Annotated in this window: 14 protein-coding genes and 1 pseudogene; 3 read left to right on the top strand and 12 right to left on the bottom strand. The window is 69.9% G+C overall.

Annotated elements, in window-relative coordinates; all coding sequences use genetic code 11:
- The first annotated feature begins 5 nt into the window (after nucleotides 1-5).
- Together ACIPEK_RS32610 and ACIPEK_RS32605 are read left to right on the top strand one after the other, a co-directional pair.
- Nucleotides 6-2,663 (top strand): FtsX-like permease family protein, encoded by a 2,658-nt coding sequence (locus ACIPEK_RS32610; RefSeq protein WP_402003560.1) that lies wholly within the window; start codon nucleotides 6-8, stop codon nucleotides 2,661-2,663.
- A gap of 774 nt (nucleotides 2,664-3,437) precedes the next feature.
- Entirely contained in the window at nucleotides 3,438-3,827 is a 390-nt protein-coding gene (locus ACIPEK_RS32605; protein ID WP_402003557.1) for a hypothetical protein, read from the top strand.
- A gap of 103 nt (nucleotides 3,828-3,930) precedes the next feature.
- On the opposite strand, the gene ACIPEK_RS32600 is transcribed toward ACIPEK_RS32605, so the two are convergent.
- The 11 genes and pseudogenes from ACIPEK_RS32600 to ACIPEK_RS32550 all read right to left on the bottom strand — a co-directional run bounded on the left by ACIPEK_RS32600 (nucleotide 3,931) and on the right by ACIPEK_RS32550 (nucleotide 16,745).
- Nucleotides 3,931-4,863 carry a LysR family transcriptional regulator gene (locus ACIPEK_RS32600; RefSeq protein WP_402003554.1) on the bottom strand — a complete coding sequence of 311 codons (933 nt, stop codon included), beginning with the start codon at nucleotides 4,861-4,863 and terminating at the stop codon, nucleotides 3,931-3,933.
- Nucleotides 4,864-4,986: 123 nt separating this feature from the next.
- Complete coding sequence (locus ACIPEK_RS32595; RefSeq protein WP_327272219.1) at nucleotides 4,987-6,180, bottom strand: glycine C-acetyltransferase; 1,194 nt, start codon at nucleotides 6,178-6,180, stop codon at nucleotides 4,987-4,989.
- A gap of 36 nt (nucleotides 6,181-6,216) precedes the next feature.
- A complete protein-coding gene (gene tdh, locus ACIPEK_RS32590) occupies nucleotides 6,217-7,245 on the bottom strand; it encodes an L-threonine 3-dehydrogenase (RefSeq protein WP_383073293.1) in 1,029 nt (342 codons plus the stop codon).
- 292 nt (nucleotides 7,246-7,537) lie between these two features.
- Entirely contained in the window at nucleotides 7,538-10,369 is a 2,832-nt protein-coding gene (locus ACIPEK_RS32585; RefSeq protein ID WP_402003550.1) for a bifunctional YncE family protein/alkaline phosphatase family protein, read from the bottom strand.
- A 161-nt stretch (nucleotides 10,370-10,530) separates the two neighbouring features.
- Complete coding sequence (locus tag ACIPEK_RS32580) at nucleotides 10,531-10,971, bottom strand: hypothetical protein (RefSeq protein WP_402003547.1); 441 nt, start codon at nucleotides 10,969-10,971, stop codon at nucleotides 10,531-10,533.
- A gap of 5 nt (nucleotides 10,972-10,976) precedes the next feature.
- The gene (locus tag ACIPEK_RS32575) at nucleotides 10,977-11,858 is read right to left on the bottom strand and encodes an ABC transporter permease (protein WP_402003544.1); all 882 of its coding nucleotides are present in this window, start codon (nucleotides 11,856-11,858) and stop codon (nucleotides 10,977-10,979) included.
- Entirely contained in the window at nucleotides 11,855-12,793 is a 939-nt protein-coding gene (locus tag ACIPEK_RS32570) for an ABC transporter ATP-binding protein (RefSeq protein ID WP_402003541.1), read from the bottom strand. The genes ACIPEK_RS32575 and ACIPEK_RS32570 overlap by 4 nt, the downstream gene beginning before the upstream one ends.
- Nucleotides 12,794-13,453: 660 nt before the next feature.
- Nucleotides 13,454-13,957 (bottom strand): annotated as a pseudogene (locus tag ACIPEK_RS32565) (MFS transporter); the annotation flags it as partial.
- A 352-nt stretch (nucleotides 13,958-14,309) separates the two neighbouring features.
- The gene (locus ACIPEK_RS32560; RefSeq protein ID WP_402003538.1) at nucleotides 14,310-14,501 is read right to left on the bottom strand and encodes a hypothetical protein; all 192 of its coding nucleotides are present in this window, start codon (nucleotides 14,499-14,501) and stop codon (nucleotides 14,310-14,312) included.
- Nucleotides 14,502-14,779: 278 nt separating this feature from the next.
- The gene (locus ACIPEK_RS32555; RefSeq protein ID WP_402003535.1) at nucleotides 14,780-15,379 is read right to left on the bottom strand and encodes a cysteine hydrolase family protein; all 600 of its coding nucleotides are present in this window, start codon (nucleotides 15,377-15,379) and stop codon (nucleotides 14,780-14,782) included.
- Between the two features lie 97 nt (nucleotides 15,380-15,476).
- The gene (locus tag ACIPEK_RS32550) at nucleotides 15,477-16,745 is read right to left on the bottom strand and encodes an MFS transporter (protein ID WP_402003532.1); all 1,269 of its coding nucleotides are present in this window, start codon (nucleotides 16,743-16,745) and stop codon (nucleotides 15,477-15,479) included.
- Nucleotides 16,746-16,879: 134 nt separating this feature from the next.
- On the opposite strand from ACIPEK_RS32550, the gene ACIPEK_RS32545 reads away from it, so the two are divergent.
- Nucleotides 16,880-17,860, top strand: a complete 981-nt coding sequence (locus tag ACIPEK_RS32545) for a LysR family transcriptional regulator (protein ID WP_402003529.1) — start codon at nucleotides 16,880-16,882, stop codon at nucleotides 17,858-17,860.
- A 185-nt stretch (nucleotides 17,861-18,045) separates the two neighbouring features.
- On the opposite strand, the gene ACIPEK_RS32540 is transcribed toward ACIPEK_RS32545, so the two are convergent.
- Nucleotides 18,046-18,470, bottom strand: a 425-nt coding sequence (locus ACIPEK_RS32540; protein ID WP_402003526.1) for a hypothetical protein, incomplete at its 5' end; no start/stop codon positions are given.

Below are 18,470 nucleotides of genomic sequence, written 5' to 3'. Positions count from 1 at the left end.
CGGACATGAGCACGCGTGCGGACGCTGGTACGGGCACGGGCGCTGGTACGGGCACGGACACCCGAAGGCCTCACGCAGATGTGCGGTCCGGGGTGCGGCGGGCGTCGGCGTTCCTCGCCCGGCGTTCGCTGAAGGCCCATCGCAGGGCCTGGGCCGCGGTGTTCGCGGCGACGACCGCCGCGGCCACGCTGATCGGCGCGTTCGCCTTCGTCCTCGGTTCGCTGCTGCTGGCGCAGCCTCCGGTGGACCGGTATGCCGGGGCCGACGCGGTGGTGGCGGCCGACCAGCAGGTGACGTATACGGCGAAGCCGTGGGGCAGCAAGCCGCAGACGGCGAAGACGTATCTGCCGGAACGGGTCCGTCTCGACCGCTCCGCGGTGGCGAAGGCGGCTGCCGCCGACGGGGTCGCGAAGGCCGTCGTGGACGATTCGGTGCCGGTGGCCGTGGGCGGCGGGGCCGGGGGCGGTGCGGCGTCGGGCGTCGGCCGTTCCTGGGAATCCGCCGCGCTCACCCCGTACCGGCTGACGGACGGCCACGCGCCGCGCACGCCCACCGAAGTAGTCGTCGACAGCGCGCTGGCGGCCGCCGGGAGCAAGCCCGGCAGCCATGTGACATTGCAGGTCGACGGGGCCCCCCGCCCGTACACCGTCAGCGGTGTCGCCGACACCCGCCATCGGGGCGCCGCCCCCGCCGTCTTCTTCACCGAGCAGCGGCTGACCGCCCTGGCCGGACACCCCGGCACGGTCGACGCCATCGGCATCATCGCCGAGAAGGGCGTCTCGGCCGACGCGCTGCGGGCGTCACTGGACGCCGCGCTGCCCGACCGCGCGCACGGCGACCGCGAGATCCGGGTCCTCACCGGATCGGAGCGCGGGCAGGCCGAGTACGTCGACGCGCTCGGCGCACGGGGCGATCTCCTTCCGCTGCTCGCCTCCATCGCGGGAACGGTCCTCATGGTGGCGCTCCTGGTGATCGCCACCACCCTCTCCCAGGCGGTCCACCAGCGCTCCGGCGAACTGGCGCTGCTGCGCGCGGTCGGGGCGACGCCCCGGCAGCTCAGGTCGGCCGTCGGCCGTGAGGTGAGCCGGGTGGCCGGCGCCGCCGCGGTGCTGGGCGGGATCGCAGCCGTACCGCTGGGGCTGCTGATGCGGTCGCTGCTGACCACGGACCCGTTGCCGCTGCCCGTCCCGGTGTGGCTGCCGTTCGCCGCGGGCGCCACGGCCGCGGTGCTCGTCCCACTGGCGGCCCGTCCGGTGTCGATGCTCGCGGCCAGGTCCATCACCCGGCTGCGGCCCGCCGCCGCGCTGGGAGCGGCCCGAGCGCCCGAGCCGAGCGAGCCGGGCCGGCTGCGTACGGTCTGCGGTGCGGTGCTGGCGGTCGCGGGCGTCGGTTCGGCGGGCGCGGCGACGGCGCAGGGCGGGCAGGCCGCCGCGGTGGCCGCCTCGGGTGCGGCGACCTCGCTGATCATCGCGGTGGCGCTGCTGGGTCCGTGGATCGCCCGGGTGGCGATGCGGGTGCTCGGTACACCGGTACGGCGCGCCGGCGGGGTCTCCGGGTTCCTGGCCGCCAGGTCCGCCGCCGCGCACCATCGGCGGCTCGGCGCGGCGATCACCCCGATCGTGCTGGTCGTGGCGTTCGTCTGCGTACAGCTGGCGGCCAACTCGACGCTGGAGCGGGCCGCCGACCGGCAGGCCGCCGCCGCGCTCCGGGCGGACCTGGTGGCGACGGGCCCGGCCGCCGGGCTGCCGGCCGACGCCGCGCAGGCGGTGCGCAAGGCTCCCGGGGTCGCTGCGGCGACCGGTGTGCTGCGCTCCGGCGTCGTCCTCGCGCATCGTGAGATGGGTGATCCGAAACTCGACCGGTTCCCGGTGCTGGGGGTGACGGCGGACCAGCTGTCCGGCACGCTCGATCCGCACGTCACGGCCGGTGATCTGGCGGACCTCACCGGCAGGGGCACCGTCGCGGTCGGCAAGGACCGGGCCGCCGACCTCCACATCGGCACCGGCGACACGGTGAAGCTCCGCCTCGGTGACGGTACCCAGGTGCGGCTCCGAGTGGTGGCGCTCTACGAACGGGCCCTGGGACTGGGCGAGTTCATGCTGCCGCGCGAGGCCCTGGCCGGGCATGTCCCGGCGCCGCACGACCGGCAGATCCTGATCCGGTCGGAGCATGGAGGGGCGGCTTCGGCCTCTGCGGTACGGCGCGCCCTTGCCCCGTACGCCGGCGTGCGGGTCCGTACCGCGACGGCGGACGACGTACGGATCGCCCCGTCGACGTCGGACGAGGACAACGCCCTGATCATCATCGGTGTCGGGGTGATCGGAGGCTTCGCGCTGCTCGCGGTGATCAGCACGCTGTCCCTGATCACGGTGGGCCGTCGCCCGGAGTTCCGCCTGCTGCGGATGGTCGGCGCGGGCCGTCGCCAGGTGAGGCGGATGCTGGTCCTGGAAACGGGACTGGTGGCGGTGACGGGCCTGGTGATCGGCACGCTGGTGGCGGCCGTCCCGCTGGTGGCGTTCGCGGTGTCGACGGCCGGTTCGGCACCGTATCTGCCGCCGGTGCAGTACGGGGTGCTGGTGCTGGCCGTGACGGTGGCGGCGGGTGCGGGGACGATGTGGCCGGGGCCGTCCGGCGGCCGGTTCATCCTGGGGCGCCGAGTCTGAGACCGGACTGCACCACCAGGATCCTTGCAGCCCACTGGGACGGACGAGTGCCCGGTCCTGAACGGTTCGCGTTCAGGACCGGGCCTTGGCGGGCGAGAACGGCCGGTGTGCTGCAGGGCGGACTCGCCACCTCGAAGGTGGTCAGATCACGCCGCCGGTCCAGTGCTTGACCGGTGCCTTGATGCTGGTGCTGGTGAAGGTGAACAGGGAATCGACCCGGCGGCCGTCGGCAGTGGTTCCGGCGCGGTAGAGGACGCCGACTTCGTGCTTGCCGTTTGTCGTAGTCGCCGGACGTCAGCCCGCTGACGTTCCAGTCTGTTGGGTCGTCGAGGCGACACGCAAAAAAGTGCCTTCCGTGACATAGTTTCCACTTGAAACTAGGCAGCCCCGAAGGCTACACGGATACCCATAACGAAACAATCGAGATCCGGAATCCGGAATTCCAGATACTCCGGCATCGGTTCTCGAAATCCGTTTTCTCTTTACGAAAGTCGAAGCGGTGTGTGAGTATCCCTTCTGATCCATGCCTGGGGCGCCTTGGGGGACAGCATCGAATGCCGTTGGAGCAATGGGACTGGAGTCCGACAAAGCCCGTCGGCGTGCATCAGAGGTCGTCGACTCCGTCTGCATCCGCACCGGCAGCCGCGTGAGGGCCTCGGTCCGGACGGTCAGGGCGGAGGGAACCGCCGCCCGGCCCGCTGGCGAGATCTGCGTCAAGGTCCGGCGGCAGGACGCCGCCGGCCCTTGCGAACTGTTGAATTGAAAGGATCGACCGTGCTGGCAGGGCTCCCGCTCGCCTACTTGTTACTCATGGCGGCTTTCTCCACCGCCGCTCTCTGCCTGGCCGTACAGAGGTTGACCGGTGCCCGCAAGGCTACGGTGGCTGTCTTTCTCGCTTCCGTTGCATGCTGCCTCGGCCTGATCGCTGTGGGTGCCACCCAGTACCAGCACTGGAACGCCCGGCAGATGCTGGTCATGTATTCCTTCACCTTGGCCGGGTTGCTGATCGGCTTCGTTCCGTCCAGGAAGATTCTGCTTGAGTACAGAGATGAATGGCGTCGCGGCGTGAAGAGGGAGCGATACGAGTACCCCACGCGGTACGCGGGATTCGTGTGCGCCTCAGTCATCCTCATGGACTTCTTGGCGTTCATTCTCGCGACATGACCGCGCCGGGCTCGCAGGGGCCTCGCCACGGACGGTGCGCGTCGGCGGAGCCGGGACCGGGGGTGCCCTGGGCAGATCCCGAAGCCCCGGCCTCCGGCACGCGTCAGGGCAGGGCCGGCAGCGGCAGCGCCGCCTCCCGTACCGCCGCCGTGGCCAGCGCGTCGAGCACCGGCGCGATCAGCGGATGTCCCTCCGCGCCGTGCCGCACCGCGGCGAAGACCCGGCGGGTCGGGGCGCTGCCCTCCACCGGCCGCACCACCACCCCCGTCAGCTCCATCCCCCGCAACGCCGACCGCGGCACCAGCGCCACCCCGGCACCCGCGCCGGCCAGCGCGACCACCGCACGGAAGTCGTCCGAGGAGTGCTCCAGCCTCGGCTGGAACCCGGCGAACTCGCAGGCCAGGACCACCACGTCATGGCACGGATTGCCGGGGTACGGGCCGATCCACGGGTCCTTCTCCAGGTCGGCGATCGCCACCTGTTCCTGGTCGGACAGCCGGTGGTCCACCGGGAGAACCGCGTCGAACGGCTCCGAGTACAGCGGTACCCGGGTCAGCCGACGGTCGTCCTCTCCCGGCGCGCCCCGGTATTCGACGGCGACCGCGACATCCACCTGCCGGTCCAGCACCATCGGCACGCTCGCATCGCCCTCGGCGTCCTGGACTCGGACCCGGATACCGGGCGCGGTGAGCGTCAGTTCGGCTATCGCTGGGGCCAGGACCAGGCCGATGCCGGTCGCGAACGCGGCGACCGTGACCGTACCGGCGTCCCCCGCGCCGTACGCGGCGAGCTCCGCCTCGGCCCGTTCCAGCTGGGCCAGCACCGCATTGGTGTGGGTCAGCAGGATCTCCCCGGCGGGGGTGAGCCGGGCGCCGCGCGCGTTGCGTTCGACCAGCCGGTGCCCGGTCTCCTGTTCCAGCGCGGCAAGCTGCTGGGAGACCGCGGAGGGCGTGAGATACAGCGCTGCGGCTGCGGCCGTCACCGTGCGGTGGTCCGCCACCGCACGGAGAATGCGCAGCCGCCGTGCATCGATCATGTGACCCATTGTCCCAGGTCACGCAGGGAACCCGGCCGCCCGGGTGAGGCTCCCGGACAAGCACGAAGGCAAAGACGAGGAGAGGACACGGGCAGGACACCGTGCGGCGCCCCGCCCGGGCCGCTACTCCCCCAGCGCGGCCCGCGCGTCGACGAACGCGTCCACGGCGCGGTTCACATCCGCCGTGGAGTGCGCGGCGGAGAGCTGGACACGGATACGGGCCGCGCCCTGCGGGACCACCGGGTAGGAGAACCCGATCACGTACACACCGCGCTCCAGGAGCAGCTCCGCCATCCGGCCTGCCTTCGCCGCGTCCCCGATCATGACGGGTGCGATGGCGTGGTCGCCGGGCAGGACGTCGAAGCCTTCCTCGGTCATCCGGGTACGGAAGAGCGCGGTGTTGGCATTGAGCTGCTCGCGCAGGTCGCCTGCGGCCTCCAGCAGGTCCAGGACCTTGAGCGAGGCCGCCGCGATGACCGGGGCGAGCGAGTTGGAGAAGAGGTACGGGCGGGAGCGCTGGCGCAGCAGCGCGACGATCTCGGCGCGGGCCGCGACATAACCGCCGGACGCACCGCCGAGCGCCTTGCCGAGGGTGCCGGTGATGATGTCGACGCGGTCCATCACGTCGTGCAGCTCGGGCGTTCCGCGGCCGCCGGGGCCTACGAAGCCGACAGCGTGCGAGTCGTCGACCATGACCATGGCGTCGTAGCGCTCGGCCAGGTCGCAGATCTCGCGCAGCGGGGCGACGTACCCGTCCATGGAGAAGACGCCGTCGGTGACGACGAGCCTGCGCCGGGCCCCGGACGCCTCCTTCAGCTGCGTCTCCAGGTCGGCCATGTCGCGGTTGGCGTAGCGGAAGCGCTTGGCCTTGGAGAGGCGGATGCCGTCGATGATGGAGGCGTGGTTGAGGGCGTCGGAGATGACCGCGTCCTCCGGGCCGAGGACGGTCTCGAAGACACCGCCGTTGGCGTCGAAGCAGGAGGAGTAGAGGATCGTGTCCTCCTGGCCGAGGAACGTGGAGAGCCGCTGCTCCAGCTCCTTGTGGACCTCCTGGGTGCCGCAGATGAAGCGGACCGAGGCCATGCCGTAGCCCCAGCGGTCCAGCGCATCGTGGGCGGCGGCGATCACGTCGGGGTGGTCGGCGAGGCCCAGATAGTTGTTGGCGCAGAAGTTGAGCACTTCACCGGGGCGGCCGCCCGCGGTGACGGCGACGGTCGCGGACTGCGGGGTGCCGATCACGCGCTCGGGCTTGTGCAGTCCGGCGGCCTCGATCTCGTCGAGGGTGGTGCGCATGTCGTCGCGTACGGAGTCGAACATGAGGGGTGTCTCCCAGCTGTCTACGGGGGCGTCGGGTCAGGAGGTCCAGTCGAGGATGACCTTGCCGCCGCGGCCGCTCGCCGCGTCGTCGAAGGCTGCTTCGAAGTCTCGGTAGCCGTACCGGCCGGTGATCACGGGGGCGAGGTCGAGGCCGCCCTCCAGCAGTACGGACATGGCGTACCAGGTCTCGTACATCTCGCGGCCGTAGATGCCCTTGATGGTGATCATCGAGGTGACGATGCGGGACCAGTCGACGGCGAATTCCTCGGACGGCAGTCCGAGCATGGCGATCCGGCCGCCGTGCGTCATGTTCTCGATCATGTGGCGCATCGCCTCGGGCCGCCCGGACATCTCCAGGCCGACGTCGAAGCCCTCGCGCAGTCCGAGGCGCTTCTGCCCTTCGAAGATGGTCTCCTCGCTGACGTTGAGGGCGAGGCTGACGCCGATCTTCCGGGCCAGTTCCAGCCGGGGCTCGCTGACGTCGGTGATGACGACGTGACGGGCGCCGGCGTGCCGGGCGACGGCGGCGGCCATGATGCCGATCGGTCCGGCGCCGGTGATCAGTACGTCCTCGCCGACCAGCGGGAACGAGAGCGCGGTGTGCACGGCGTTGCCGAACGGGTCGAAGATCGCGGCGACGTCGAGGTCGACGGGGACCCGGTGCACCCAGACATTGGACGCGGGCAGGGCGACGTACTCGGCGAACGCCCCGTCCCGGCCGACGCCGAGCCCGAGCGTGGAGCGGCACAGGTGGCGGCGGCCTGCCAGACAGTTGCGGCACTTCCCGCACACGAGGTGGCCCTCGCCGCTGACCAGGTCACCGACGTTGATGTCGACGACATCGGCGCCGGTCTCCGCGATTTCGCCGACGAACTCGTGGCCGAGGACGAGCGGGGTCTTCACGGCCTGCTGCGCCCAGCCGTCGTAGTTCCGGATGTGCAGATCGGTGCCGCAGATGCCGGTGCGGAGCACCTTGATCAGTACGTCCGAGGGGCCGATCTCCGGCTCGGGCACGTCCATCAGCCAGAGTCCCGGCTCGGCCTTCTGCTTCACGAGTGCCTTCACGGCTGCGGCTCCCTGCGCTGGTACGGCGTTGAGTGCCCCGGGCCGGGGGCAGCCTTGAGGAAGCCTGCGGCCCGGGGAAGAAAAGAGGGACGGCATGGCAGCACGCGTCGATCGGCTGCCGCGCACCATCCTCTGCCGTCACGGAGAAATCTGCCGCACCCCGCGCCACAGGTCCATCGAGGTTTTCTTAAGCGCGCCCGCAGTTCCGCTTCATGCCCTCCTGATCTCCGTACGACCCCGAAGGGCCGGCCGCCCCTGGAAAGGCGACCGGCCCCCGCACATGCGTCCGTGATCAGTCGCCGAGCTCCTGCGGCGGGTTGTCGCGGCCCGGCACCTCATTGGGTGCCAGGACGCGGCTGTCGCCCGGGTACGGCTTGGTCCATCCGGTGGATGCGTACCAGGTGATCCGGTTCAGCTGCGCCGGGTTCACCTGGTCCTCGACGGGGTGGGAGCCGCCGGTGCTCTTCGCCTGGATCGCGCTCCATGCCTCCCAGTGCGCGGCGACCTCCCGCAGATGCGCGGGCACCTGCGGGCGCTGCGCACCACTGTCGGCCGCCTTCGCGGCAGCGGCCGAGGCGGGCTTCTTGAGCCCGTAGTCCAGCGGGATCCGGTTGGGCAGGGCGGTGTACGGGGTGAAGTCGGGCTTCTCCGTGAACAGGTCGCGCATGGGCTCGGCGGCCCGGTCGATCTGGTTCATCGGCTGGGCCCCGAGCATCTGCTCGATGGTCTTCACCACGTTGATCTGGGTGTAGTACGTGGAGGTGACGGCGCCCCGCTTGGCGTAGGGGCTGATCACCCAGAGGGGTGCGCGGTGCCCGTCGACGTGGTCGACACCGGCCTGCGAGTCGTCCTGGAGGACGAAGATCGCCGTGTCCTTCCAGAATTTGCTGTGCGAGATCGTGTCGACGACCCGGCCGACGGCGAGGTCGTTGTCGGCGACCATCGCGGTCGGGTAGGGGTCGATGCCACTGGTGCCGTTGGTGTGGTCCTGCGGCAGCGCCATCATGGTGAAGTCGGCGAGCTTGCCCTTCTTCTCGTACTCCTTGAAGTACCGCTGCCAGATGTCGACCCGGTACTGGTCGGGGATGTCGGTGTCGAAGGTCGGGTAGTCCGGGTGGTTGATCTTGTTGACGGAGGGGACGTCGGAGGTCGAAGGGTAGGCGCCGATGGGGGTGTTGAGTTCCCCGGTCGCCTTGCCCTCCAGCACCTGGGAGTCGTGGTACCACTGCGCCCAGGTGGGCGCGCCGGTCGCCGGGAGGGCGATGTTGCCCGCGTACTCGCTGAAGTTGTCGACGGACTTGCCGGCCCGCTCGACGGTGTTCCAGAGGAACCCGCTGCGCTGGTAGGCGAGGGCGTCATTGCCGAGCGAGGGGTAGCTGCGGTACCAGGTGCCGAATTCGTGCTCGATGTAGTCGTTGTTGTCGGCCTGGGTCAGCCAGTTGTGGCCGTCGGCGGAGAGCGTACCGACGTCGTAGAAGTTGTCGTTGACGCCGAACTCGTCCGCCAGGGCGTGCTGATTGGGTGTGACGGTCCGGCCGAACTGGGCCAGGGACGGATCGCTGTCGCCCTTGCCGATATCGCCGAGCACCTGGTCGTAGGTGCGGTTCTCCTTGATGATCAGGAAGATGTGCTTGATCTTGGAGGGGCTGCCGAGCTTGGCCGGGATGACCTGCTCGCGGTCGTGCGCCGAGCCGTAAATCTGCTTCCGCTTCAGCAGCTTCGCCCAGTCGTTGTTGATGAAGACCCGGTGGGTGAGTGCCCCGAGCTGTCGTTTGGACGGCATCGGGAAGGTGGTGACGGAGGCGGTGTCGTTGTACGTGTTGTGACCGGTCGCCGTACCACCGTTGTTGGGTCCGGCGCTCGGGCCCTGGCTGTTCTGGCTCGGGGTGCCGCGGGTTCCGATGCCCTTGGCGTTGGTGACGACGACGTCCCCGGTGGCCCGGCTCACCTGGACGCCGCTCGGGTACCAGTCGGTGGGGATGAGTCCTTCGTAGCGGACGGGGGCGATACCACCGTTCCAGCGGTACTGGGCCAGTGCGTTGTCCCGGCCGAGGCTGACGAGCAGGGTGTGGTCGTCGGTGAAGGCGAAGGCGTTGGGGGCGCTGCCGACCGAGGAGCCGGGCAGTGGGTTGACGTTGAAGGTCTGGGTGACCTTCTTCGACTTCACGTCGATGACGCAGACGCTGTCGTTGTTGGAGTTGGCTACGAGCAGTGAACGCCCGTGGAGCAGCAGGGCACTGGGCTCCAGGCCGACGCGTACGGTCCTCGTCTCCTTCTCGGCCGCCAGGTCGACGACCGAGACGGTGCCGTTGGTGACCGCGCCGTTCCTGGTGTCGGCGACCACCGGAGTGCCGTTGGAGAGGTTGGTGTTGTCGCCGTCCTTCGCCGGACGTCCGCCTTCGTTGGATACATAGGCCTCGCCGCCGGTCAGGACCACCTGGCGGGGCGCGTTGCCGACCGGGATCTCCTTGACCAGGGTGTTCGTCGCGGTGTCGATGACGCCGAGGGTGTTGCTGCCGTTGAGTGCGACGTAGAGCTTCGCTCCGTCGTCGGACAGGGCCATGCCGCCGGGCAGGGCGTCGCCGTGCGCGCCCTTGAGTGTGATCGAGGCGGCGGGCGCGGGGACGACGGTGCCGTCGCCGTTGACCGTGAACCGCAGCAGGGTGTGGGACTGCGGGAACCAGAGGGTCTTGCCGTCGGACGAGTAGAGCGGCCCGTCGGTGCCTGCCTTGCCGTCGCCGATCTTCTTGTCCCCGCTCGCCCCGGTGCCGACGCGCTGGAGGACAGTGCCGGTGGTGACGTCCATGAGGGTCAGATAGCCGGTGCCGTGCAGATACGTGAGGGCGGCGAGAGTGCGTCCGTCGGGGCTGAGTGTGCTGGACAGCATCCGTGCGTCGTTCACAAGGTGGCGGGTGCCGAGCGGGGCGACGCGCTGGTTGTCGGGCAGCAGTATGCCCTGGGCGGTCGTCGTCCCGTCGACCTTGTTCTCGCCGAAACCGCCGAGTCCGCCGAGTCCGCCGTTGATACCGACGGCGGTGGCCGCGGCCGTGGTGCCGAGTGCGGCCACCAGAGCGATAGCCGCGATCGCCGTACCGCTCATGCTCCTGAGGGGCTTGCCGAGCATCCTGTCTCCTGTCGCGAACCGTGGCATCCGGTCCGGATGCCACGGCGACGCTAGGAGCCGGCCGTGAACGGTACATGCCGTGTCCATGTGTCGCGGCGACGTCCACTCGGTAAACAGTTTGTTCCCAACACCCCATGGTTGAGAGGTATTTGCCAGTCGGCCTAAGAGACGTCGAAGCAGCCGTCGAACTCGTACAGCGGGTTGGTACGGCTCACCCCATCGATGTCCTTCATCAGCTGTTGCCCGACCTGGGTGGCGGGCCCCTGCGCCGTGAAGCACCCGGTGGGCAGCACATGCACTTCGTACGTCAGCGGCCGGGTGACCCCGCCGGGTGACGGCCACCGCACCACACACGTCCAGTCGTCCGCCGCGCCCCGGTCCGGCGAGGACTTCGTGCCACGGTTGCAGTCGGCCCAGCGGTCCGGGCGTTCCGCCCGGTCGTTGCCGTGCCGGGCACGCTGCTGGAGCACGTACAGATTGCTGAACTCCGGTCCCAGCGCGCCTTCGAGACGTACTTTGGTGACATCGGTCCCGGCGCATCCGCCGACCGTGGCGATCGCCGCGGCCACTGCTCCGGCCGTCAGGGTGATCCGTCGCATCATCGAGCTCATCCCTTCGTGAAGTCGCGTCGGCGCATGACGACATGACCGGCCGTCAGGCATACGGCTGCCCAGCCGACGCTGACGTACGCCCCGGTCACCAGCGGCTGGAGGAAGGCCGGTTCGGTGGTGAGCCCGTGCCAGGCGTCGAACGATGTCGTCGGCAGGAGGCGCCGGACCGGTCCGAGCCCGTCCACCAGTGACACAAGCTGCAACAGCAGCCCGAGCACGGCGGGTGCGCCGATTCCGGCCGCGCTGTGCCGGGTGGCCAGCGAGAAGAACACGCCGAGCGCGGTGAAGGCGAGGCAGGGCAGCAGCATGTACAGCCAGCTCTCCACGACGACCCCGGCCGCCCGCCCCGCCTCGATCTCCTGTCCGGACAGCCCGACGAGCGGCTGGTGACCGATGACCAGCACCCCCGCGGCAAGGCTCCCCGCCCCCAGCAACAACACCACTACGACCGAGTACGTGACGGCCGCCAGGGTCTTCCCGGCGAAGATCTGCCCACGGGTACGGGAGCGGGTGAGGATGGTCTTCCAGGTGCCGTGATGGTCCTCGGAGGAGAAGATGTCCCCGGCCACCAGGCAGACCAGCAGCGGCAACACCCACTGCCCGGCGAACCCGAGGACGACGAGCGGCACGGCGAACCCCGAGTCGTGCGCCCACCGTCCGAACAGCGTGTCCGACGGCAGGGTGTCCTGAGCCTTGAGCCCCAGCGCGAAGAGGAACGGCGCAACCAGGCAGAGTGCGAGCACCGCCCTGATCCGCCACTGCGCGGTGAGCTTCTCCAGCTCCCAGAGGTAGACGGTACGGGCTCCGCCCCGACGGCGGGCGGCGGTCCGCCCGGTTTCAGGCACCTCGGCCGCACTGCCACATGTCACCTCACTCATCGATCCGACGCCTCCTCGGTCAGGCGAAGAAATTGCTGTTCCAAGGAGGTGGTCTCCAGCCGCAGTTCACGTACGGCGACACCGGCCCGGCCCAGCTCCAGCACGAATCGGTCAAGCGCCTCGCGCTGCGCCCGCACGGCGAGCCCGGCAGCCCCCTCACGCGCGACCGACACTCCTACCGCATCCGCAGCGGCCTTCTCGGCTGCCCGGTCGTCGCTGGTCAGCAGACGGTGCGCGGGGTCAGGGGCGTGATCCCGGAGTTCGTCGAGTCCCCCGGTGTACACGATCCGCCCGTGATTCATGATCGTGACGGTGTCGCAGAGCTGCTCGACCTCGGCCATGTTGTGACTGCTCAGCAGCACGGTGAGCCCGCCCTCGCCGAGCTCCCGCACGAGCGCCCGCATGTCGCGGACCCCGGCGGGGTCCAGCCCATTGGCGGGTTCGTCGAGCACGAGAAGCCTGGGGTTGCGCAGAAGTGCGGCCGCGATTCCGAGCCGCTGCCGCATCCCGAAGGAGAACCCGCCGGCCTTCTGCCGCGCCACCCCGCTCAGGTCGACGCGCGCCAACGCATCGCCGACGACAGTCTCATCGGCCCCGCCGCCGTCGTAGGCGGCCAGCAGTGCCAGATTCCGCTCGGCGGACAGATATGGATAGAACCGCGGACTCTCCACGAACCCGGCCGACCCGTCGGGCCCCCCACCCCCGGCCCGCCGCACCTCGTGCCCCAGCACGTGCAGTTCACCCTCGTCGGGCCGCACAAGCCCGAGCACCATCCGCAGAAGCGTCGTCTTCCCGGCCCCGTTGGGCCCGAGCAGCGCGTGCACTCCCCCGACTCGAACGGCCAGATCGACCCGGTCCAGGGCGACAGTGGGGCCGAACCGCTTACCGACGCCCCGCCCCACCACAGCCGCCACGCCCACGCCCGAGCCGTCCAACCGCGCTCACCTCATCCGTCGCCACCGTCAACGGGCGGCAATTTACGGATGGTTGGCAACGGCAGTGCGAAGCCCGAGCGAACACGGCACGATCAGAACTCGAAGGCGGACGCCCACGCGCTGTCCGCCGGCTGCCGACTCGGCGGCCTTCGCGGTCTCCCGCTCCATCGGCGTCCGGGCATTGGTCCCCGGCGACGGTTTCACGGGTGCCCGATCCGTCCGGTATGCGGCGCTGATGGTCCTCGTGGACATTGCTGAGTCGTACCTGCCGTGTCCGGGTGAACGATGTGAGCAGCGTGTGCACGGGACGGATTGTCGTCCTGGTGCTGCCCGAGGTGAACCTGCTGGATCTGAGCGGCCCGGCGCAGGTGTTCCATGCGGCAGCCCACTTGGGGGCGTTTACCGGTTGGAGTATGTCGCCGAGACGGGCGGGGTGCGCTCGGCGCAGGGACTGGAGCCGCCGACGCCAACGAGGCGTGGCTGCGGCAGTGGATCGTGGAGCGGCACCGCAGGGGCGCGCGCGTTCTGGGAGTGTGCGCGGGCTCAGAGCTGCTGGCGGCCTCCGGCCTGCTGGACGGCCGTGACGCGACATCGTTCTGGTCCGGCACACCGAGGAGTCCGGGTTCGACCCGGTCCTGCGTGATCTCGCAGAGCACAGCGACCGCCGATCTGGGCTGCGGACCGGCTGCCTTCGAGCGCGCTGTTGCCCCGCACCAGCTGATCGCGTTTCACCAGTCGTACGAGAGGCGCCTGGTACGCCACGTCGAAGAACACGGACAAGGCCCCGACGGCGAAGGTGACCACGAGCAGTGCCGACAGGCCGAGCCCGCCCAGGAGGCCGGCCACGGCCGCCCCGCCAAGCGCCAGAGCCCGGCCGAGGTCCGCCAGCACCATCACCGTGCGGGTCCGCCACCTGTCCACCCACGCGCCGACGAAGAGCGAAAGGAGCAGTATCGGCGCCTGCCCCACCGCGCGGAGGGCGCCCAGCCGGCCGGCGTCGGCGTCGAGCGTCAGCACGGCGATCAGCGGCAGGACAACCAGGACGGCGTGCTCGCCGAGTTGGGAGGCCGTCTGGCCCACCCAGAGCCGGCGAAAGTCACTGTCCCGCCACAGACCGGGCGGCACAGGCGAATGAGAATCGTTCACAGCGGAAGCGGACGGCACAGGAATCCCTTGGGTTGCCGAAGACGAGACCCGCCACCCCGGCGCACGACAGACGCACCGGCGGTCCGGGCGAGGGAAGGCTCGCTGTGCCGCGTATCAAGGGCAGCACGCGATGACAGGCCGGTCACGGCCTACAACGTCAACGCGCGCTCGGACGACCGGGCATGTCTTGGCCTCCATCCATCGACGTGCCGTGAAGGTGATCTCTTGATCGTTCGGTGAGCGGGTTTCGTGGGTGGGCAGGTTGTTTCTGCTGGTCTGCCCAGCCTTTCACGAGTTCGGTTCCGGTCGACGACGACGGTGAAGTCCCAGGTCGCTGACCTGGGACTTCGTACACGAGTGGATGGCGGCCTCAAGGCCGGCTCAGGGCGCTGCAGAAGGTCCGCATGGCGGCTTCCCAGCCGGCCTGCCGGTGGTTGGTGATGGTACCGACGGCCTGGGTGAGCTGGTCCGCCCCCATCGTCGCGACGATGGAGACGTTCATCCAGCTGTGGCACAGGGAGTTGAGACAGTGCTGCTGCGGGAAGGGGTGGACGTCCGCCACCTTTCCGACCAGCTTCTCGTTGAAGGTGCGGAGGGCCGCCTCCAGGTCCCCCGAAAGGCGCTGCAGGGGTGGCGAAATCGACGGTGATCCGGTCTTCGTCCGGCATGGTGCTGATCCCCCGTGGCTCAGACTTCGCGTACCCGCTTCGCGCGGCGGCGGGCGCGGTAGAGGGCCTGTGCGAGCTCTGGGCTGCTGCTGGACCGGGTACTGGGATGCGGGCGGCCGCCACACCGAGCGGGTGCGGCGGCCGGGGGGTGGGATCGGCCCGGCGGTTCGAGTCAGCCGGCCCGGAGCAGGGTGCGCAGCTCGGCGGTGTCGATGATGTGGGCCCGTGAGGGGAAGACTTGGTGGAGCAGGACGTTGTGGACCTCGGTGTCGGGGTCGGCGACGCCGTCGGACAGGACGTAGAGCTGGTAGTCGCGGTCGGCCGCGTCGATGACGGTGGACAGGACGACGCCGCTGGTACTGATGCCGGAGACGACCAGAGTGGTGATGCCGCGCTCACGCAGCTGCTGGTCGAGGTCGGTGGTGGACATGCCGCCGTAGCGGATCTTGCGCACCATGATGTCGCCGTCCTGGGGGGCCAGGCGATCGTGGATGGCAGCGGCAGGGTCCTCCTGGTGCATGACACGATGCTGGGCCACCGGGGCGAAGGACTTGTTGGTGGCCGGGATCGCGTCCCAGTCGGCCTCGGTGAAGCCGACGCGGACGTAGGCGATGGTGCCGCCGTTGGCGCGAACGTCGGCGATGGCCCCTTCCACGCGGCCGAGCAGGGCTTCGCAGTCCCCGCCTTCGGGCAAAAGGGCCAGGATCGCGGGCTGGTAGTCCATGACGAGAAGAGCGGTGTGCGCGGGGTCGAGTGCGGGGGCAGTGCTCACGTGAGTGTTCTCCTTGCTCGGTGGTGCCTGGTCGGCACGGACACGAATCGGCGGACCAGCTGCGGCCGGTGGTGCTTCAGTGGCGAGTTGCGGTGTGTCATGTGTGGCTACGGGCCGGTTCCGGCTCGTGCTGTGGCGTGTGGTCGTGTCGGGGGAGCAGCAGCGGGGTCGCCAGCAGGAGCACGCCGGCCAGGCCGATGGCCGTACGCAGGCCGAGCAGGCTGCCCAGCACGCCCCAGACGGCTGTCACGAGCGCGGTCGTGGCCTTGGTCGTCACCGCCCAGGCGGACAGTGTGCGGGCGACCCGGTCGGTTGCGGTGCGTTCGAGGCGGTAGGTGGTGTAGACGGGGTTGAAGACCCCGCAGCAGAAGATGAGTCCGAGCTCGACGCCGATCACCAGCATCAGCCCTCCGGTGCCCGGCCCCAGGAAGGCCAGGCCGACGGGCCAGAGCGCGCGCAGCGCCCCGGCCACGACGAGGACCTGGTGCTGTCCGAACCGGGTGACGAGCGGTCGGGCCAGCCGCGAACCGAGCAGTCCGCCGATCGAGGGCACGGCGAAGGCGAGGCCGTACTGCCACGGTGCGAACCCGAGTCGGCCGAGCATCAGGACGGCCAGCAGCGGCTGGGCGGCCATCACCAGGCCGTTGAACAAGGCGGTGTTGAAGAACAGCGGTCGCAGCGTCGCGTCGGCGAGGATGTACCGCCAACCGTCGAGCAGGTCCCCGGCCCGCATGCGTGCGGCCTCCCGACGCTCGGGCCGCGGCTCGTGCCCGCCCGTCGCCCGGATGCCCAGGGCCGAGAGCAGGTAGCTGACCGCGTCGGCCACCAGCGTCGCCACCGGACCCAGGAGCCCGATCGCCGCGCCGCCCAGCGGCGGTCCGATGATCGTGGTCGTCCAGGCCGTGGACTCGAATCGGGCGTTGGCGACGAGCAGGTCCTCGGCCGGCAGCAGCGTCTTCAGGTACGCGCCGGAAGCGGCGCGGAAGCTGATGTCGGCCGCCGCGACGACGACCGAGACGAGCAGGAGCTGAAGGTAGGTGAGCACGCCGAGTGCGAACGCGACGGGGATCGTCAGCAGCGCCGCGAACCGCACCAGGTCCATCGCGATCAGCACCGGCCGTTTGCGGCGGAACTCCACCCACGGCCCGAGCGGCACCGCCACGGCCGCGCCCACCGCAGCCCCCACGGCGGAGAGCGCGGCGACCTCGGCCGGTCCGGCGTGCAGCACCTGGATGGCGATCAGCGGGAACGCGCCAAAGGCGAGCCACGTGCCGAGCGCGCTGGTCCCGTACGCTCCCCAGAGCCACCCGAACTGCCGCCCCAGCCGATGTCCGAGCAGATTTCCCAACCGGTGCCCGATCCGCATGCCCGCCGCCCCTCGCCACTCACCCGTACAACCGATCCGCGATCGGAAGCATCAAAGCGAGCACCATGCCCGGGGATCAAACAACCGCAGGACCGCCTGGCCACAACCAACGGTTGTACCCATAGGGTGTCGGCATGGACCTCGACACCGTCCGAACCTTCGTCGCCGCCGCCGACGCGGGGCAGTTCCAGGAGGCCGCCGCCGAGCTGGCGGTCACCCAGCAGGCAGTCTCCAAGCGCATTGCCGCGCTGGAGCGCAACCTCGGCGTGCGGCTGTTCACCCGTACCGCGCGCGGCGCCGAGCTCACCATCGACGGGCAGTCGTTCCTGCCCCACGCGCGCGAGCTGCTGCGCGTCGCCGAGCGCGCGGTCGCGTCCGTACGCCCCGGCCGCCGTCCGCTGCGCGTCGACGTGATCGCCTCGCGCAGCGCGCAGTCGGGCCTGATGCGCGGCTTCCACCGCGCACACCCAGAGACCGAGCTCGACGTGGTGATGCTGTTCGACATCGAGACGGCTGTCGCCGCCATCCGCTCCGGTGCGATCGACGCGTCCTTCCGCGCCGTCGCGGTGCCCGGCCGGCCCCTTCCCGAGGACATCGAGTCCGTCCGGGTGCTCGACGAACCGCTCCAGCTCCTCACCGGCCCCGCCCACGCACTGGCGGGCGCCCGGTCGGTGGTCCTCGCTCAGCTCTCCCGGCACCGGATCTGGATGCCCGGTCTCGTCCCCGGTACCGAGTGGACCGCCTACTACGACGACCTCGTCGCCGAGTTCGGCCTCACCATCGAGGCGACCGGCCCCAACTTCGGCTCCGACGCACTCCTCGACACCATCGCCGACACCCCGGCCCTGGCCACCTTCATGGGCGGACAGACCCGCCTGATCTGGCCCGCCGACCACGGCCTGCGCCGCATCCCGGTGACCGACCCGACGCCCGTCTACCCGCACTCGCTCCTCTGGCACCGTGACAACCCCCACCCAGCGCTGGCCACCCTCCGCGCCCACCTCGCCGCCACAACGGCCGGCCACGACGCCGCCGGGACCTGGGCACCGAGCTGGGTGATTCCCCATGGCCCGGGAATTGGACGTCTGTTAACCGTTCCTAACCAGTGCGCATGAGTGAGTCCTGGACCCACTGCTGCGTTCTGGGCGCATCCCGAACGGTTCTGGATGCGCTGGTGCGTCGACTGATGACGTCGCATATTGAGGCGTCGTGAGTTCCTGCTCGGCGGCAGCCTCGGAGCCTGCGCGACGTCTCGCCGCTACGTTCTCTGTTGATGCTGGAGTTGGCATGGTCAACTAGCTCAATGGGCCAGGTACTTACGACCTTTATCGCAGTGGCGGGAACACTCATCGGTTCTCTTCTGGGGTATCAGTTCCAGAAGCGTGTGGCAGACCGGAGCGAGCGCCGCAGCGCCGTCCTCGCCTTCACCGCTGCGACCAACGAATTCATACGGAGCCAACACGACTGGTGGCACCGGCAGCACGAGGAACAGGATGGTCCGGCGCATGTAGCAGCCAGAACAGAAGCCTTCCGGATCCGCGGCCAGGCCTTCCAGGCCGTTCACCGGCTCCGCCTGCTCGTACCCAATGGTGACCTGCATGCACGGGCCGAGCAGACCATCGGGGTGATCGGGACTGTAAAACGTTCGGTGTAACTCCTGATCACGGAAGATGCACCGATGACCAGCAACAACATGACCGAGGCCGAGTCCATCGAGCTGTCTGA

This window comes from Streptomyces sp. NPDC088246, assembly GCF_044741025.1.
In the GTDB taxonomy this organism is placed as follows: domain Bacteria; phylum Actinomycetota; class Actinomycetes; order Streptomycetales; family Streptomycetaceae; genus Streptomyces.
The sequence above is the reverse complement of the archived record's forward strand: the minus strand, read 5'-3'. Positions and strand labels throughout refer to the sequence as shown.

Excerpts from the sequence above, each read along its gene's own strand:
- ACIPEK_RS32575 (WP_402003544.1), bottom strand. The coding sequence starts at position 11,858 with ATGAGTGAGGTGACATGTGGCAGTGCGGCCGAGGTGCCTGAAACCGGG.
- ACIPEK_RS32550 (WP_402003532.1), bottom strand. The coding sequence starts at position 16,745 with ATGCGGATCGGGCACCGGTTGGGAAATCTGCTCGGACATCGGCTGGGG.
- ACIPEK_RS32580 (WP_402003547.1), bottom strand. The coding sequence starts at position 10,971 with ATGATGCGACGGATCACCCTGACGGCCGGAGCAGTGGCCGCGGCGATC.
- ACIPEK_RS32585 (WP_402003550.1), bottom strand. The coding sequence starts at position 10,369 with ATGCTCGGCAAGCCCCTCAGGAGCATGAGCGGTACGGCGATCGCGGCT.
- ACIPEK_RS32610 (WP_402003560.1), top strand. The coding sequence starts at position 6 with ATGAGCACGCGTGCGGACGCTGGTACGGGCACGGGCGCTGGTACGGGC.
- ACIPEK_RS32545 (WP_402003529.1), top strand. The coding sequence starts at position 16,880 with ATGGACCTCGACACCGTCCGAACCTTCGTCGCCGCCGCCGACGCGGGG.
- ACIPEK_RS32600 (WP_402003554.1), bottom strand. The coding sequence starts at position 4,863 with ATGATCGATGCACGGCGGCTGCGCATTCTCCGTGCGGTGGCGGACCAC.
- ACIPEK_RS32595 (WP_327272219.1), bottom strand. The coding sequence starts at position 6,180 with ATGTTCGACTCCGTACGCGACGACATGCGCACCACCCTCGACGAGATC.